This is a genomic window from Pelomonas candidula, assembly GCF_043555985.1.
Taxonomy (GTDB): Bacteria; Pseudomonadota; Gammaproteobacteria; order Burkholderiales; family Burkholderiaceae_C; genus Pelomonas; species Pelomonas candidula.
The window spans coordinates 62,581-78,033 of sequence record NZ_JBIGIC010000005.1 but is presented as its reverse complement, the minus strand read 5'-3'; the positions used below and the strand labels follow the sequence as shown (position 1 = coordinate 78,033).

Sequence of the window (15,453 nt, the reverse complement as noted above, 5' to 3'; positions counted from 1 at the left end):
GCATGGTGCGCTTCGGCCCCTGGAGCACCACGCTGGGCCTGGGCGCGCTGTTCGCGCTGGCCGTGGCCGCGGCGCTGCTGGCCGACCCGGCCCAGCGCCGCGCCAACCGCTGGGTGGCGGCGCTGCTGGCCGTCATCGCGCTGCGGATGGTGCCCTACGTGATCGGCTACGCCGGCTTCTACGACGCCTACCCCTGGCTGAGCTTCGCGCCCTTCGACCACGCGCTGGCCATCGGCCCGCTGCTGTGGCTGCATGTGCAGCAGCGCACGCGCACCGCGCTGCCGCCCCGCTGGGCCTGGCACCTGCTGCCGGCTGCGGCGGTGGCGCTGTACGACACGGCCTGCTTCCTGCAACCGCTGGCGTGGAAGAACCATTGGGACGAGACGGTGCATGCCCGCTTCGTCGACCCCGTGCTGACCTGGGCCGGGCTGATCTCGCTGGGCGTCTACCTGGCCCTGGCCTGGCGGCGGCACTGCGAGTTCCAGGCCTGGCTGGCCCAGCACGTCAGCAACGCCGCGGAGCACCGCTACGGCGGGCTGGCCGGCACGCTGGTCGCGCTGGGCCTGCTGCTGGCCGTGAGCCTGCCCTACGAGGCGGCGACGGCGATCTGGCGGCTGGACTACTTCGATCGCTTCGGCCTCTACCTGGCGCTGACCGTCCTCGTCTTCGCGCTCGGGTTGGAGGCCTGGCGCCACGCGGGGCAGCGCCATCCGCTGCAGCCGGCGGCCCGCCCTGTGGAGCCGCCCGCGCCCCGGCCGGCGCCGGACTGGGCCGCGCAGGGCGCCGCGTGGCGTGCGCGCACCGAGGCCGAGGGCTGGTTCCGCGACCCCGAGCTGGCCCTGGACGGCCTGGCGCGGCGCCTGGGCACCAACAGCAGCTACCTGTCACGCGCCTTCAACGAGGGGCTGGGCCAGGGCTTCGCCGAGGTCATCGGCGGCCTGCGCGTGGCCTGGGTGCAGCAGCGCCTGGAAGCCGGCAGCGCCGAAGACCTGCTCGACCTCGCGCTGCTGGCGGGCTTCAGCTCCAAGACCAGCTTCAACCGCGTCTTCAAGGCCCAGACCGGGCAGACGCCGTCTGCCTGGCGGCGTGCCAGATCCTGAAAATCCGTTCTGCAGCAAGCGTTTGCCGGAATCTGGGTCGCGCGGCCAGCATCCTGCGGTCACGCTGCGGGGCATGAAAAACCTGCTTATCGCCTTCGGTCTCGCCCTGTCCGTCACCTTTGCCGCGGCCGGTGCCGCACCGCCGCCCGAGCTGAGCGCCGAGGCGGCCCAGCGCGACCTGCGCCTGCTGCAGCGGGCGCTGGTGGCGCTGCACCCGGGGCTGTACCGCTACACCACGCCCGCGCAGCTCGACGCGGCCTTCGACACCGCCCGCGCCGAGGTGGCGGGCGGCGCCAGCCGTGCCCAGCTCTACCTGCTGGCCACGCGGCTGGCAGCTACCGTGCGCTGCGGCCACACCTGGACCAACCCGGCCAACCAGACGCCCGCGGTGCAGGCCCTGACGGGCCGGCAGACCCTGCCGCTGGTGCTGCGCTTCGTCGAGGGGCGGCTGCTCGTGCGGGCCAGCGCCGCGCCCACTGTGCCGGCCGGCAGCGAGCTGCTGGCCATCGAGGGCCAGTCGCCGGCCCGGATCGCCCAGGCCTTGCTGCCCTACCTGCGCGCCGACGGCAGCACCGACGGCAAGCGCCTGGCCCAACTGGACGACGACGAGAACGGCGGCGCGATGCAGCGGCTGTTCCCGTTGTTGTTCCCGCCCTCCGAGGCCGGCTGGCGGCTGCGGCTGGCCGGTGGTCGCGAGGTCGTCGTGCCCGTGTTGAGCGCCGAAGCGCGCGAGCGGGCGCTGGCGGCGGGCTGGCTGCCGCCCGATGCTGCCTGGCAGCTGCACGTCGACGGCGAGGTGGCGGTGCTGACGCTGCCCACCTTCAGCTTCTGGCGGGACGGCTTCGACGGCCGGGCCTTCCTGGACCGGGCGTTCGCCGAGCTGGCGGCACGCGGCATCCGGCGCCTCATCATCGACCTGCGCCGCAACGAGGGTGGCGACGATGCACTGGGCCGGGCGCTGCTCGCGCACCTGATCACCGAGCCCTATGAGACACCGGGCGGCCGGCGCGAGTCGGCCTACGAGCGTGTGCCCTACGCGCTGGCGCGCTACCTCGACACCTGGGATTTCTCCTTCTTCGACCGTACCGGCCGAGTCACGCGAGGGCCGAACGGCCGCTGGCAGCTGCCGGACAGCCCGTCCCAGCGTGTCGAGCCAGCAGCCCCGCATTTCGCCGGGCGGGTGGTGGCGCTGGTGGGGCCACAGAACAGCTCGGCGGGCTACCTGACCGCCCGCGACCTGCAGGCTGCGCGTGCGGCCACGTTGATCGGCCAGCCCACGGGCGGCAACCAGCGCGGGCTCAACGGCGGGCAGCTGGCCTGGATCACGCTGCCGGCGTCGGGCGTGGCGGTGGACATCCCGTTGTTGGCGCACCTGCCGCCGGGGAATCCGCCGGATGCCGGTGTGCAGCCCGACGTGCTTGTCGTGCCGCGGTGGGCCGACGCCGTGGCCGGTGTCGACACCGAGATGGTGGCGGCCCGGAGGCTGCTGGGCTATTGAGCCTGCTGGCGGGCCTTCTCGCGGGCCAGGTAGTTGGCCTCGTACTGGGTGCGCTCGCGCTGCACACGGGCCTCGCGGGTCTCCCAGTCGCCGCAGCGGAAGTAGGAACCGCCGAACAGCCAGCCCGTGAGGCTGGAGTCGTCGATCGCACGGCCTTCGCCGGCGGTGCACACCATCGCGGCCTTGGAGCCGCTCTCGGCGGCCAAGGCCTCCTGCACGAGCATGGAACGAGACAACAGCACCGCCGCCGGCATGGCCACCGCCAGCAGCACACCGCCGATGACGACGCCCTTGGCCCAGCGGGGCAGGGCGCCGGGCTTGGTGGCGGCGCCCTGGGCGCGCGGGCCGGTGGCCTGGCGTCGCGCCGTGGCGGCCTCGACGGCCTCCGTCTTTCGTACCGACCCGAGCCGGGTGGACCCGCCTTCCAGCACCCGCGGCCGCGCCGATGTGGGCGGGTCGATGGGCTGGGTCTTCGGGAACGATCGGGTGTCGGTAGGCATTGAGTTAGGGCGACTGCTTTGGAGCCCAGCCAGGATGCTAAGGATCGAGGTTCGGCGAACCCGTGACCAAATGCAAACCTCGGCCGACAGGCGGTCGGAAGCGAGAAGGAAGTCACACCCTCGACAATCACCGCATGACCGATACCGCTTTTTCACAACTGCCGCTGAGCCCCGCCATGCTGGCCAACCTCGACCAGCTCGGCTACGCGCAGATGACGCCCATCCAGGCGGCCAGCCTGCCGCTGGCCCTCGCTGGCAAGGATGTCATCGGCGAGGCGCAGACCGGCTCCGGCAAGACGGCGGCCTTCGCGCTGGCGTTGCTGCACCGGCTCAAGCCCGAGCTGACGCGCGTGCAGGCGCTGGTGCTGTGCCCCACGCGCGAGCTGGCCGACCAGGTCATGCAGGAGATCCGCCGCCTGGCCCGCGCGGCCGACAACATCAAGGTGCTGAGCCTGTGCGGCGGCAACCCCATGAAGCCGCAGATCGAAAGCCTGTCCTTCGGCGCCCACATCGCCGTCGGCACGCCGGGCCGCCTGCTGGACCACCTGGAGCGCGACACGCTGGACCTGTCGGCCCTGAACACGCTGGTGCTGGACGAGGCCGACCGCATGCTGGACATGGGCTTCCTGGACGACATCAAGGCGATCGCCAAGCGCGCGCCGGCCAACCGGCAGACGCTGCTGTTCTCCGCCACGTTCCCGGACGGCGTGAAGGACATCGCCGCCAGGTTCATGCGTGATCCGCAGACCGTGAAGGTGGCCGGCGCGACAAGTGCTGCCGCGTCGACGATCCGCCAGATCGCCTACGAGGTGACCGAAGACCAGCGCCTGGACGCCGTGCCGCGGCTGCTGCGCGCCTTCCGGCCCGAGTCGACGATCGCCTTCTGCAACACCAAGCAGCAGTGCCGCGACCTGGAGGCCGTGCTGGCCGCGCAGGGCTTCGTCGCGCTGGCGCTGCACGGCGACCTGGAGCAGCGCGACCGCGATCAGGTGCTGATCCAGTTCGCCAACCGCAGCGCGTCGGTGCTGGTTGCCACCGACGTGGCCGCGCGCGGGCTGGACATCGCCAACCTCGCCTGCGTCATCAACGTGGACATCAGCGCCGACGTGGAGCAGCACGTGCACCGCATCGGCCGCACCGGCCGTGCGGGCGCGGAAGGGCTGGCGCTGAGCCTGGCCAGCCTGGACGAGATGGGCCGCATCGGCCGCATCGAGCTGCTGCAGGGGGCCGAGTTCAAGTGGCAGCCGCTGGACAGCCTCAAGGACGCCCCGGGCGGCCCGTTGCTGCCGGCGATGGACACGCTGCAGATCCTCGGTGGCCGCAAGGAGAAGATCCGTCCCGGCGACATCCTCGGCGCGCTGACCGGCGAGGCCGGCTTCACGGCGGCACAGATCGGCAAGATCAATGTCACCGATTTCCATAGTTATGTTGCGGTGCAGCGCAGCATCGCCGTCGAGGCCGTGAAGCGCCTGTCGGCCGGCAAGCTCAAGGGCCGCAAGGTCAAGGTCCGGCGCCTGGCGGACCTGGCCGAGTAAGCGCGCTTCCCCGGCGCGTGGGGCAGGGCTACATTGCGCCGGTGTCTGCCTCACCTACGCTGAACAGACGCCGCCTGCTGACGGGCCTGCCCGCGTTGCTCGCGGCCGTGCCTGCGCGCGCTGCGGAGCTGGTCGTCACGCTGCGTTCGCCCGACAGCGATGCGGACATGCGCAACGCCTACGTCCACGACGCGGTGCAGCTGGCGCTGGACAAGACCCGCCCCTCCGACGGGCCCTACCGGCTGCAGGTGTCCACCGCGATGAACAAGCGCCGCGCGCTGCTGGAGGCGGCGCAGCGCACTGTGCCCAATTTCCTGCTCGTCACCAGCCCCGAGACGGGCCGTGACGCGGGGCTGGTGCCGGTGCTGTTTCCCATCCATCTGGGCGTCAACCGCTACCGAGTCTGCTTCGTGCACGCGCCGAGGCAGGCGGCCGTGCGCGCGGCCGGCAGCCTGGCCGACGTCGCGCGGCTGCGCCACGTGCAGGGACGCGACTGGGCCGATGTGGCCGTCATGCGCGCCAACGGCTTCACCGTCGCCGAGGTAGGGACCTACGAGGCGCTGTTCGAGCTGGTGGCCGTGGGTCGCGCCGACCTGTTCTGCCGCAGCGTGCTGGAGATCGGACAGGAGATCAGTGCGCACGCGGGCATGAAGGGCCTGGCCGTCGACGACAGCCTGCTGCTGTCCTACGACCTGCCGCAATACCTCTACACCCACCCGGACAACCGCGAGGCCATCGCCCGCGTCGAGCGCGGCCTGAAGCTGGCGTTTGCCGACGGCTCGCTGCAGGCACTGCTGCGCCGCTACCTGCAGCCGTCGCTGGCCCGGTTGAGGCTGCCGCAGCGCCGCCTCATCACGCTGCAGACACCCGGTCCCGCCCGGGTCGAGATGAACGACCGGCCGTTCCAGGTCGACCTGCTGCGCCCAGGCGGTCGTTGATGGCGTGACATCTTGGCGCCCGGGCGGTCAACCGCGGGGGGTGAGGGCGCCGGCTGCGACGTATTCACGGGCAGGGGGGCGGGGCGGCGCCTAGTCTGCAATCAGACGAGGTGCCGCCATGAACTCACGCCCCCTACCCCTGATGTGCGACGACTACGAGCTGCGTTTCGAGTCCCTGTTCCAGGCCGGCCGAGCGCTGGCCTTCCCCTGCGATGCGCAGGGCGGCGTCAGGCTCGACGCGCTGAGCGACCGGGCGCGGCAGAACTACCTGTTCGCCCGCGCCGTCGTCGGGCGTGAATTCGCCACGCCCATCGTGCTGCGTTGCGGCGGGGCTCGAGATTGAGCCTCCGCCGAAGTTGCTGCGTTGTCGCAAGTCAACGGCCCGGGAGCCTGGCCGTGATGCAATCTCCCCATGCCAAGAAGAATGGGAGGGCCGACCCGCGAGGTGATGTCTGATCGTCGGCGCAGCGTGTGCGTGGCGAGTCTGTTCGCCTGCCTGCCGGTCGGCAGCGCCCAGGCGGCCGAGCCGGTCGTGCTGCGCATCGATACCATCCAGTCCGAGCCTTTCGGGCGCGTCGGTCCCCAGGGCCCCAGTGGGCTGATGGTTGAGATCGGGCTGCTGATCGCCCAGCGTGCCGGCCTGGCGGCGGAGAACCGCGTCGTTCCCTACGCCCGCACGGTGCTGAGCCTGCAGGACGGCAGTACCGACATGGTGCTGCGCTTCACCAACGACGAGATCAAGGCTGTCGCCCACCAGGTAGCGCCGGTGCTGCCGTTGCCGACCGTGCTGGTGAGCCGCCGGGAGGCGCCGCTGCAACGGCTGGAGGATCTGTCGCACCTCTCTCTGGCCGTGCCGCGCAGCTTCCCCATGCCCGAAAGCCTGGCCCGCGTGCCGTACCTGCGCGTGCAGTGGGTGAACAGCAACGAGCATGCCATCCAGATGCTGATGGGCCGGCGCGTGGACGCCGCCTACGGCAGCAACCTCGGACTGTTCGGTGCCGCGCGGGGGGTGGGCCTGCGCATGCAGGAGTTCGCCCGCCCGCTGGTCGTGGAGCGGCAGACCTTCTGGCTGCACCTGTCGCGGCGCAGCGCCACGCCGGCGTTGATCGAACGGCTGACGAAGGCGGTCGACAGCCTGCACCGTGATGGCAGCATCACCCGGCTCTACCAGCGTGCGCTGGAAGAGTTCGGCGATGACCGCATGCCCGTCTGATCAGCAGGAGAAGCTGTCCTTCGGACCGGTGGGGGCCGGCCGGCGCGGTCTGGATTGCCGTGTTTTCCCGGCGCTTCTGAAGCGACCGCCCCTCAACCCAGAGGCAGATGCTGTCGATACAAGACTTACCCGTGCCACGGTCATCGCCCCTGCGCCTTCACCCGTTTTCAAGGTGTCGGAGCAGGTTTCGACGAGGTACAGACATGAACGCCTCCCACTTCGAATTGCGCTTCAGGTCGCTGTTCCGGAGCGGCCGGGCGCTGTCCTTCCCCTGCGATGCGCAGGGCGCCGTGCAACTCGACGATCTGAGCGACAAGGCGCGCGAGAACTATTTCTTCGCGCGTACCGTCGTGGGACGGGACTACGCCAGCCCGGTGGTCTGCGCCGCCGACGAAACGTCGGCGGTGCTGCACAGCTGAGTCCTACTTGGCGAAGCTGTCCTTCAGCCCGGTGATCTTGTTGAACACCGGCTTGTCCGCGCGGTGGTCCACGCGGTCGGTCACGAAGTAGCCGTGGCGCTCGAACTGCCAGCGCTGGTCGGCGGTGGCGCCGGCCAGCGAGGGCTCGACGAAGCCCTGCACGACGCGCAGCGAGTGGGGGTTGAGGAACTCGATGAAGTCGCGGCCGCCGGCGTCCGGCTGCGGTTCGGCGAAGAGCCGCTCGTACAGGCGCACCTCGGCCGCGACGGCCTCGTGCGCGCCGACCCAGCCGATGGTGCCCTTGACCTTGACGGCGTCCGCACCCGGCGTGCCGCTCTTGGTGTCGGGGATGACGGTGGCCAGCACGGCCGTGACCTTGCCGTCGGCGTCCTTCTCGGCGCCCGTGCATTCGATGATGTAGCCGGCCTTCAGGCGCACCTTGTTGCCCGGGCTGAGGCTGCCGTCAGGCTGCCGTTGTGGCGGGTACAGCCGGAAATAGCCCTTGGGCGGCACTTCGACGAAGTCCTCGGCCTCGATCCACAGCTCGGGGCCCAGCGAGAACTTGCGCAGGCCCAGTTCCGGCTTGTGCGGGTGGGCCGCAGTCTCGCAGGGCTCACGGTGGTCGGCGGAGCCGAACACGTCGGCGTAGTTCGTCAGCTTGAGCCTGAGCGGCTGCAGCACGGCGAAGGCGCGTGGCGCCTGGGGCTCCAGGTCGGCGCGCAAGGCCTGGTCGAGCACGGTGTCGTCGATCCACGCGTTCTGCTTGCTGGCACCGGTGGCCTCCACCATCGCGCGCAGGCTGGCGGGCGTGAAGCCGCGGCGGCGCAGGCCGACGAGGGTGGGCATGCGTGGGTCGTCCCAGCCGCTGACGTGGTTCTCTTCGACCAGTTGGCGCAGCTTGCGCTTGCTGGTGACGACGTAGTTCAGGTTCAGACGGCCGAATTCGATCTGCTGCGGCAGCGGTCGGGCCAGCAGGCCCAGGTCGGCGAGCTGGTTCAGCAGCCAGTCGTAGAACGGGCGCTGGTCCTCGAACTCCAGCGTGCAGATGCTGTGCGTGATGCGTTCCAGCGCGTCCTCGATCGGGTGCGCGTAGGTGTACATCGGGTAGATGCACCACTTGTTGCCCGTCGCGTGGTGCTCGGCGTGCTTGATGCGGTACAGCGTCGGATCGCGCAGGTTGATGTTGGGCGACGCCATGTCGATCTTGGCGCGCAGCACCATCGCGCCGTCGGCGTGCTTGCCGTCGCGCATCTCTCGGAAGCGCGCCAGGTTCTCGGCGGGCGTGCGGCCGCGGAAGGGGCTGTTGATGCCGGGCTTGCCGAAGTCGCCGCGGTTGGCGCGCATCTCCTCGGCGCTCTGCTCGTCGACGTAGGCATGGCCGGCGGTGATCAGCGCCTCGGCGGCCTGGTACATGAAGTCGAAGTAGCTGCTGGCCTCGTAGAGATTGTCGCCCCAGCTCCAGCCCAGCCACTGCACCATCTCCTTGATGGCGTTGACGTACTCCAGCTCCTCCTTCTCGGGGTTGGTGTCGTCGAAGCGCAGGTGGCAGGCGCCGCCGTAGTCGCGCGCCAGGCCGAAGTTCAAGCAGATGCTCTTGGCGTGGCCGATGTGCAGGTAGCCGTTGGGCTCGGGCGGGAAGCGGGTGCGCACGCGCGCCTCGTCCAGCGGTCCGGCGGCGTGATGACTGGCGTCGCCCGGCGTGCCGGCGAAGTGGCGGCCGGCAAAGGCACCGGTCTCGAGGTCGTGCTCGATGCGCTGGCGCAGGAAGTTCGTCGCAGGGGCGGGCGCGGGGGCGGCGGCGTTGTTGCTCATCGTCGGCTGTGAAATGGAAGCGGGCCGTGTCCCAGGCCCGCGATGCCGCCGATTCTAAGGATGCGGGCGCCGCTCCACCCGCAGCGGCAGCCGCACATGCGCCAGCGCGATGCTGATCCAGACGGCGACGCTGAAGTACAGCGTCATCCACACCACCTCGCTGCGCCAGTGTGCCCAGTCGTGCGAGACGGTCCAGCGGTCTGACGCATCGATGATGCCGGCGGCCAGCGTGGGGTAGGCCCGGCCGGCGGCTTCGTCGGCTACCCAGCGCGCCCAGTACATCGGCACGTCGACCGTGAACATGTAGGTCGCGTACAGGGCGCCGGCCACGATGGCCATGCCCAGCCAGCGCCGCCCGCGCGCCGTGGCCAGCGGCCACATGGCCAGCATGGCCAGCACGCTGAGCACGGCGACCGTGCCCCACAGCGTCTCCTCGGCCACGTGGCCGATGTTGCGCGTGGTCAGCACGGCGTTCCAGGAGTTGATCTCGGCGATGGCGATCAGCGGCACGATGGCGTGCGCCACCCGCAGGCTGAAGCGGTGGCCGGTCGTCAGCGCCGCCCCGCGCAGCAGCAGCGCCCACTGGGCGGCGAAGCTCAGCTCGGCGATGGTGGCCACCGTGCGGCCGACGATGACGCTGGATGCGAAGGAGTCCACCATGACGACGCGCGGCACGTCGAACACCGGCAGGAAGGACCGGTAGCCGCAACCCAGCACGTAGAGCGCCGACAGCAGCAGCTGCAGGCGCTGGTGGGGCCAGGTCGTGCCGTCCGGCCGGTTGCGGTGCAGCCAGGCGGTCGAAGCCGTCCAGGCCACGAGGTTGAGGCCGGCGATGGCGCACAGCAGGTGCCACCAGTAGGTTGCGTCGTTCATGGATGTCTCCTCAGCCGGTCTTGCGCGGGCGACCAGTCTTGACGGGCTCCAGGCGGTCCAGCGCGGCTGCCAGACCCTTGGCGTCCAGCAAGGCGAGCGCCTGCAACCCGGCGCGCAGCAGCTCGCTCTTCTTGGCCTCGCGCTTGACGTCGTGCAGGCGGTGCTTCAGCTCGGCGATCAAGGCGTAGTCCGCCTCGGGCATAGTGAAGCCGTCGCGCACGAGCCTGGCGCGTTCGACGGGGGCGGGTTTGGGTTTGTGGCTCATAACGATGAAAACCGTTTATACAGTTTCCATCGTTTTGGAGCTACAAGGCTTTGAAACGGCAGGCGTGCACGCGGCTGACGGTCAACTTTTCCGCACGCTGACGCAGTTCCAGCAGCACGGTGCCGTTCTCCTGACGCAGCGCGCGGGCCACGGCGTCGACGTTGACGACGGTGGCCCGGTGCACCTGCCAGAAGCGGGTCGGGTCCAGCTGCGGTGCCAGCTCGCGCAGCGGCACGCGCACCCAGTAGTCGCGCGTCGCCGTCACGGCGCGCACGTATTTGTCGGCGGCCTCCAGGTAGACGAGATCGTCCACCGGCACCAGTTCGATGGCGTCGCCCACGGCCGCCTGCAGGTGGCGCAGCTGCGGCGCGGGCGCAGCCTGGCTCAGCAGCTGACGCAGCGTGGACAGCGTCGCGTCGCCTTCAGCCAGAGACACGGGCTGCGCGAGCCGGGCTTGCAGCCGAGCCACGCTCTGAGCGAGCCGCTCGGGCGTGACGGGCTTGAGCAGGTAGTCGGCCGCCGCGGCATCGAAGGCCTGCAGCGCGTACTGGTCGTAGGCCGTCACGAAGACGAACAGGGGCAGGGCGCCGGCATCGGCCGGCCAGTCCTCGGCGATGGCCTGGGCGGCTTCCAGCCCGGTGAGGCCCGGCATGCGGATGTCCAGGAAGCAGACCTGCGGCCGGTGCCGCAGCGTCAGCTCCACGGCCGCCGTGCCGCTGCCCGCCTGCGCCACGAGGCGCAGCGCCGGCCACGCGGTGGTCAGCTCGGCGCGCAGGTTGTCGGCCAGCAGTGGTTCGTCTTCGGCGATCAGGGCGGTGGTCATGTCAGTGGAATCTCGATGCGGGCGACGCTGCCACCGCCCGGCTTGGGTTTCAGCTCGAACCGTGCCGTGTCGCCGTAGCGGTGCGCCAGGCGCTCGCGCACCTGGGCCAGGCCGAAGCCGGTGCCGACGTCGGCCAGCGCGCTGGTGTCGCCAAGCCCGGCGCCGCTGTCCGCCACCTCCAGCACCAGCCGCTCGCCGTCGCGCGCCGCCGACACGCGCAGCTCGCCGCCGGCCTCGTGTGGCTCCAGCCCGTGCTTGATGGCGTTCTCCACCAGCGGCTGCAGCAGCAGTGGTGGGATGGCAGTGCCGACCACGCCGGCCGGCAGGTCCAGCCGCACGTGCAGGCGCTGTCCCATGCGCAACTGCATCAGCGCGAGGTAGTCCGACAGCCGCTCGAACTCGTCGGCCAGCGCGTGCTCGGTCGCGCGGCTGGCCTGCAGCGTGGCGCGCAGGTAGTCGATGAGGCGGTCCAGCATGCGCTGCGCCTCGTCGGGCTGCCGCTTGATCAGCACGCGCAGATGGGCCAGCGTGTTGAACAGCATGTGCGGCTCGAGCTGGCTTTGCAGCAGCGCGAGCCGAGCCTCGGCGGCCTGGCGCAGGGCCTCGGCCTGGTCGAGCTTCAGCGCGTTGAGCTTGAACGTCCAGACGAAGACCATCGAGCCGAGCACCGACGCCAGCAGCGTGAAGGCGATGGAGCGGGTGACGCGGTGGTCGGCAAGCTCCCACGGCGCCAGCGACTGCTGGCCGCTGACCCAGTCGGCCAGCCAGATGCCCCCCGTGTAGCCAATCACGGATGCGACCATCAGGCAGGGCAGCATCAAGCCCCACGAGACCCAGACGCTGCGCAGGATGGACACGTCGCCATACCGGCGCACCAGCAGCCACGCCACCGCGGTCTGCAGCAACGCCACGTAGACCGAGATCTGCACGCCGATGGCGAACGAATACAGCATGCCCAGCCAGAAGGCCTCGCCGCGGAACAGGTAGTTCAGCAGGCCGACGACGACGCAGATGCCGACCGTTCCGCCGAGGTGGACGCGCCAGTTGTATTGCGAACGCAGCGGTTTCATGGGGCCAGCATCATGCCGCGCCGCGCCGTGTGCCAGCGCGGTGCGACGGGCGGGATCGTCGCGGCGCGAACGGCGCTCAGCGCTCGCGGCCGGAGAGCCGGAAGACGCTGACCGCCTCGTTCATGCGCTGCGCCTGGCCGCGCAGGCTGTCCGCGGCCGCGGCGGCCTCTTCCACCAGCGCCGCGTTCTGTTGCGTGACGCGGTCGAGCTGCGAGATCGCCTCGCTGACCTGGCCGATGCCGGTGGTCTGCTCGTGCGTGGCAGAGCCGATCTCACCGATCAGGTCGGCCACGCGTTTCACCTGGGACACGATCTCGGTCATCGTCTCGCCGGCTTCGCCGACGAGGCGGGAGCCGGCGTCGACGTTGTCCACGCTGGTGCCGATCAACGCCTTGATCTCCCGCGCCGCCTGTGCGCTGCGCTGCGCCAGCGCTCGCACCTCGCCGGCCACGACCGCGAAGCCGCGACCCTGCTCGCCCGCGCGGGCGGCCTCGACGGCGGCGTTCAGCGCCAGGATGTTGGTCTGGAACGCGATGCCGTCGATGGTGCCGATGATGTCGGCGATCTTCTTCGAGCTGGCCGAGATGTCGCCCATCGTCGTGATGACCTGCTGCACGACGTCGCCGCCGCGCACGGCCACGCTGCTGGCGGATGTGGCGAGCTGCGTGGCCGTCTGCGCCGTGTCGGCGTTCTGGCGCACGGTGGCGTTCATCTGCTCCATGGACGCGGCCGTCTCCTCGAGGTTGGCTGCCTGCTGCTCCGTTCGCTGCGACAGGTCGGCGTTGCCATTTGCGATCTCGCCGGCGCCGGTCAGGATGGAGTCCGCGCCGCTGCGCACCTGCTGCACGATCTGCACGAGGCCATCGCGCATGCCCGACAGCGCGGCCAGCAGCTCGGCGATCTCGTCGCGGCCCTGGGTGCGGATGTCGGCGGTCAGATCGCCGCCGGCCACCGCCTGGGCGAAGCCGGCGGCCTGGCGCACCGGCACGGTGATGGAGCGGGTGATCATCCAGGCCATCGCCAGGCCCAGTGCGAGCGCCACGGCCGTCAACCCCACGGACGTGGCGACGGCCATGGTGCGCGTCACCTGGCTTTGCTCGTACTCGGCGGCGGCCACATCGACCTGCAGCTTGACGAGCTGGTTGGCCAGCTCGCTGGCCTTTGCCGCCAGCGGCAGCGTCTTCTCCTCGTAGATCTGCAGCGCCGTGCTCATGCCGCCGGTGCTCAGCGCCGTGCTGACCGGCAGCAGGCCCTCGTCGACGTAGGCCTTGCGCGCGGCGGCGAAGCGCTCCGCCAGCATTTTTTCGTCGGCGCTGAGCTGGGTGGAGAGGTAGTTGTCCAGCAACTGCTGGCCGCGCTTGAGGTTGGCGCTCAGCTCGTCGCTGCGCCGCTTGATCTCGTCGAAGCCCGGCGCGCGCAGCATCTCCACAATGATGAGCCGGTTGCGGGTGGCCAGGTTGTTCAGCTCGCCGAGCTGCGCCAGTGGCACGGTGCGGTCTTTGTAGACCGTCTCCAGCCCCGCGGCGACGCGATAGATGCCGCGCACGCCGACGACCGACACCACCAGCATCAGCGCCAGCACGATCGCGAAGGCGACGGCGAGCCGGTTCCCGATGCGCAACTGCTTCAAAGCGTTCATGGGGTCTCCTCTTCGACTTCTCAGGGTGTGTGTGCAGTCTGCCGCAACGCCACTGGTGGCGTCGACGTGGAAACCCTGCGAGTAGAGAGGTAGCTCAGCGATGCCAGTGAGGCGCCTTGGCCCCCAGGCCGAGCGCGAGAAGCGCTTGTGCAGGCATCACGATGCCGGCGTCAGCGGCGGCGGCTGTTGCTGCCGCCGAGGATACTGCCCAGCACGCCGCGGATGATCTCGCGGCCCACGGCGGAGCCGATGCTGCGCACGGCCGAGCGCGCGGCCTGCTCGGCCAGGCCAGGGTGGTGCGCGCCGCGCGGGCCGGTGCTGCCGAAGACGATGTCCTTGAGCCCGTCGAGCATGCCGCCGCCCGCCTCGGTCGGCGCCGGTGTGGCGGGCCCGCCTCTGAAGACCTGGCCGGCCTCGGCCGCCAGGCCGCCACCAGCGGACGGGCCAGGTGTTGCCGCCTTGCCGCTCAGCTTCTCGTAGGCCGATTCGCGGTCCAGTTGCTTCTCGTAGACGCCGGCCACCAGCGAGCTGGTGATGAGCTGCTGGCGCTGCGGCGGCGTGATGGGCCCGATCTGGCTGCCCGGCGGCAGCACGAACACGCGCTCGGTGATGCTGGGGCGGCCCTTGTCGTCGAGCAGGCTGACCAGCGCCTCGCCGACCGCCAGCTCCGTGATGGCGCCGGCAATGTCCAGCCCCGGCTTGCCGCGCATCGTCTCGGCGGCCGACTTGACGGCCTTCTGGTCGCGCGGCGTGAAGGCGCGCAGCGCGTGCTGCACGCGGTTGCCGAGCTGGCCGAGCACGGCATCGGGAATGTCCAGCGGGTTCTGCGTCACGAAGTACACGCCCACGCCCTTGGAGCGCACCAGGCGCACGACCAGCTCGATGCGCTCGATGAGCGCGTCCGGTGCGTCCTTGAACAACAGGTGGGCCTCGTCGAAGAAGAACACCAGCTTCGGCTTGTCCAGGTCGCCCACCTCGGGCAGCGTCTCGAACAGCTCGCTCAGCATCCACAGCAGGAAGGTCGCGTACAGCCGCGGCGCGTTCATCAGCTTGTCGGCGGCCAGGATGTTGATGACACCCAACCCCGAGTCGGTTTGCATGAAGTCGGCGATGTTGAGCATGGGCTCGCCGAAGAATTTGTCGCCACCCTGGGCCTCGATCTGCAGCAACCCGCGCTGGATGGCGCCGATGCTGGCGGCCGACACGTTGCCGTACTGCGTCGTGAACTGGCTGGCGTTGTCGCCCACGTACTGCAGCATGGCGCGCAGGTCCTTCAGGTCCAGCAGCAGCAGGCCCTGGTCGTCGGCGATCTTGAACACCATCTGCAGCACGCCGGCCTGCGTCTCGTTGAGCGCCAGCATGCGGGCCAGCAGCAGCGGGCCCATGTGGGAGATGGTGGCCCGTACCGGGTGGCCCTGCTCGCCGAAGACGTCCCACAGCGTCGTCGGGCAGGCCAGCGTCTCGGGCGCGTCCAGGCCGCGGTCCTTCAGCGTGGCGAGCAGCTTCTCGCCGGGCGCGCCGGCCTGGCTGATGCCGGTCAGGTCGCCCTTCACGTCGGCCATGAAGACGGGCACGCCCAGCCTGGAAAAACTCTCCGCCAGCTTCTGCAGGCTGATGGTCTTGCCGGTGCCCGTGGCACCGGTGATGAGGCCGTGGCGGTTGGCCAGCGCGGGCAGCAGCAGGCACTCGATATCGCCATGGCGGGCCAGCAGGATCGGGTCGGTCATGGACGCTCCTCTAAAATCACTCTTCTGCCAACGATAAATCA

Annotated in this window: 15 protein-coding genes; 7 read left to right on the top strand and 8 right to left on the bottom strand. The window is 70.3% G+C overall.

Annotated elements, in window-relative coordinates:
• Positions 1–2: 2 nt before the first annotated feature.
• Together ACG04R_RS11480 and ACG04R_RS11475 are read left to right on the top strand one after the other, a co-directional pair.
• The gene (locus tag ACG04R_RS11480; RefSeq protein ID WP_394409862.1) at positions 3–1,100 is read left to right on the top strand and encodes a helix-turn-helix domain-containing protein; all 1,098 of its coding nucleotides are present in this window, start codon (positions 3–5) and stop codon (positions 1,098–1,100) included.
• Positions 1,101–1,173: 73 nt separating this feature from the next.
• Positions 1,174–2,598: a S41 family peptidase gene (locus ACG04R_RS11475; RefSeq protein WP_394409859.1), complete on the top strand. Its 1,425-nt coding sequence runs from the start codon at positions 1,174–1,176 to the stop codon at positions 2,596–2,598.
• On the opposite strand, the gene ACG04R_RS11470 is transcribed toward ACG04R_RS11475, so the two are convergent.
• The gene (locus tag ACG04R_RS11470; protein ID WP_394409856.1) at positions 2,592–3,098 is read right to left on the bottom strand and encodes a hypothetical protein; all 507 of its coding nucleotides are present in this window, start codon (positions 3,096–3,098) and stop codon (positions 2,592–2,594) included. The two genes, ACG04R_RS11475 and ACG04R_RS11470, sit on opposite strands and share 7 nt — an antisense overlap.
• A 134-nt stretch (positions 3,099–3,232) precedes the next feature.
• On the opposite strand from ACG04R_RS11470, the gene dbpA reads away from it, so the two are divergent.
• The 5 genes from dbpA (at position 3,233) to ACG04R_RS11445 (ending at position 7,203) form a co-directional block, all read left to right on the top strand.
• Complete coding sequence (gene dbpA / locus ACG04R_RS11465) at positions 3,233–4,633, top strand: ATP-dependent RNA helicase DbpA (protein WP_394409853.1); 1,401 nt, start codon at positions 3,233–3,235, stop codon at positions 4,631–4,633.
• 41 nt (positions 4,634–4,674) lie between these two features.
• Positions 4,675–5,571 carry a hypothetical protein gene (locus tag ACG04R_RS11460; protein ID WP_394409850.1) on the top strand — a complete coding sequence of 299 codons (897 nt, stop codon included), beginning with the start codon at positions 4,675–4,677 and terminating at the stop codon, positions 5,569–5,571.
• A gap of 118 nt (positions 5,572–5,689) precedes the next feature.
• Positions 5,690–5,914 carry a hypothetical protein gene (locus tag ACG04R_RS11455; RefSeq protein ID WP_394409847.1) on the top strand — a complete coding sequence of 75 codons (225 nt, stop codon included), beginning with the start codon at positions 5,690–5,692 and terminating at the stop codon, positions 5,912–5,914.
• A gap of 132 nt (positions 5,915–6,046) precedes the next feature.
• The gene (locus tag ACG04R_RS11450; RefSeq protein ID WP_394409844.1) at positions 6,047–6,784 is read left to right on the top strand and encodes a substrate-binding periplasmic protein; all 738 of its coding nucleotides are present in this window, start codon (positions 6,047–6,049) and stop codon (positions 6,782–6,784) included.
• Positions 6,785–6,987: 203 nt separating this feature from the next.
• Complete coding sequence (locus tag ACG04R_RS11445; RefSeq protein ID WP_394409841.1) at positions 6,988–7,203, top strand: hypothetical protein; 216 nt, start codon at positions 6,988–6,990, stop codon at positions 7,201–7,203.
• Between the two features lie 3 nt (positions 7,204–7,206).
• Here the strand turns inward: ACG04R_RS11445 and ACG04R_RS11440 are convergent, their stop codons facing one another.
• The 7 genes from ACG04R_RS11440 to ACG04R_RS11410 all read right to left on the bottom strand — a co-directional run bounded on the left by ACG04R_RS11440 (position 7,207) and on the right by ACG04R_RS11410 (position 15,412).
• Positions 7,207–9,015, bottom strand: coding sequence for a glutamine--tRNA ligase/YqeY domain fusion protein (locus ACG04R_RS11440; RefSeq protein ID WP_394409838.1), 1,809 nt, complete (start codon positions 9,013–9,015; stop codon positions 7,207–7,209).
• 54 nt (positions 9,016–9,069) lie between these two features.
• A complete protein-coding gene (locus tag ACG04R_RS11435) occupies positions 9,070–9,888 on the bottom strand; it encodes a hypothetical protein (protein ID WP_394409835.1) in 819 nt (272 codons plus the stop codon).
• 10 nt (positions 9,889–9,898) lie between these two features.
• A complete protein-coding gene (locus ACG04R_RS11430) occupies positions 9,899–10,153 on the bottom strand; it encodes a hypothetical protein (RefSeq protein WP_394409832.1) in 255 nt (84 codons plus the stop codon).
• Between the two features lie 40 nt (positions 10,154–10,193).
• Entirely contained in the window at positions 10,194–10,976 is a 783-nt protein-coding gene (locus ACG04R_RS11425) for a LytR/AlgR family response regulator transcription factor (protein ID WP_394409830.1), read from the bottom strand.
• Positions 10,973–12,046 carry a sensor histidine kinase gene (locus ACG04R_RS11420; RefSeq protein ID WP_394409827.1) on the bottom strand — a complete coding sequence of 358 codons (1,074 nt, stop codon included), beginning with the start codon at positions 12,044–12,046 and terminating at the stop codon, positions 10,973–10,975. The genes ACG04R_RS11425 and ACG04R_RS11420 overlap by 4 nt, the downstream gene beginning before the upstream one ends.
• A 76-nt stretch (positions 12,047–12,122) precedes the next feature.
• Positions 12,123–13,685 (bottom strand): methyl-accepting chemotaxis protein, encoded by a 1,563-nt coding sequence (locus ACG04R_RS11415; RefSeq protein ID WP_394409824.1) that lies wholly within the window; start codon positions 13,683–13,685, stop codon positions 12,123–12,125.
• A 170-nt stretch (positions 13,686–13,855) separates the two neighbouring features.
• Complete coding sequence (locus ACG04R_RS11410; RefSeq protein ID WP_394409821.1) at positions 13,856–15,412, bottom strand: helicase HerA-like domain-containing protein; 1,557 nt, start codon at positions 15,410–15,412, stop codon at positions 13,856–13,858.
• Positions 15,413–15,453: the final 41 nt, after the last annotated feature.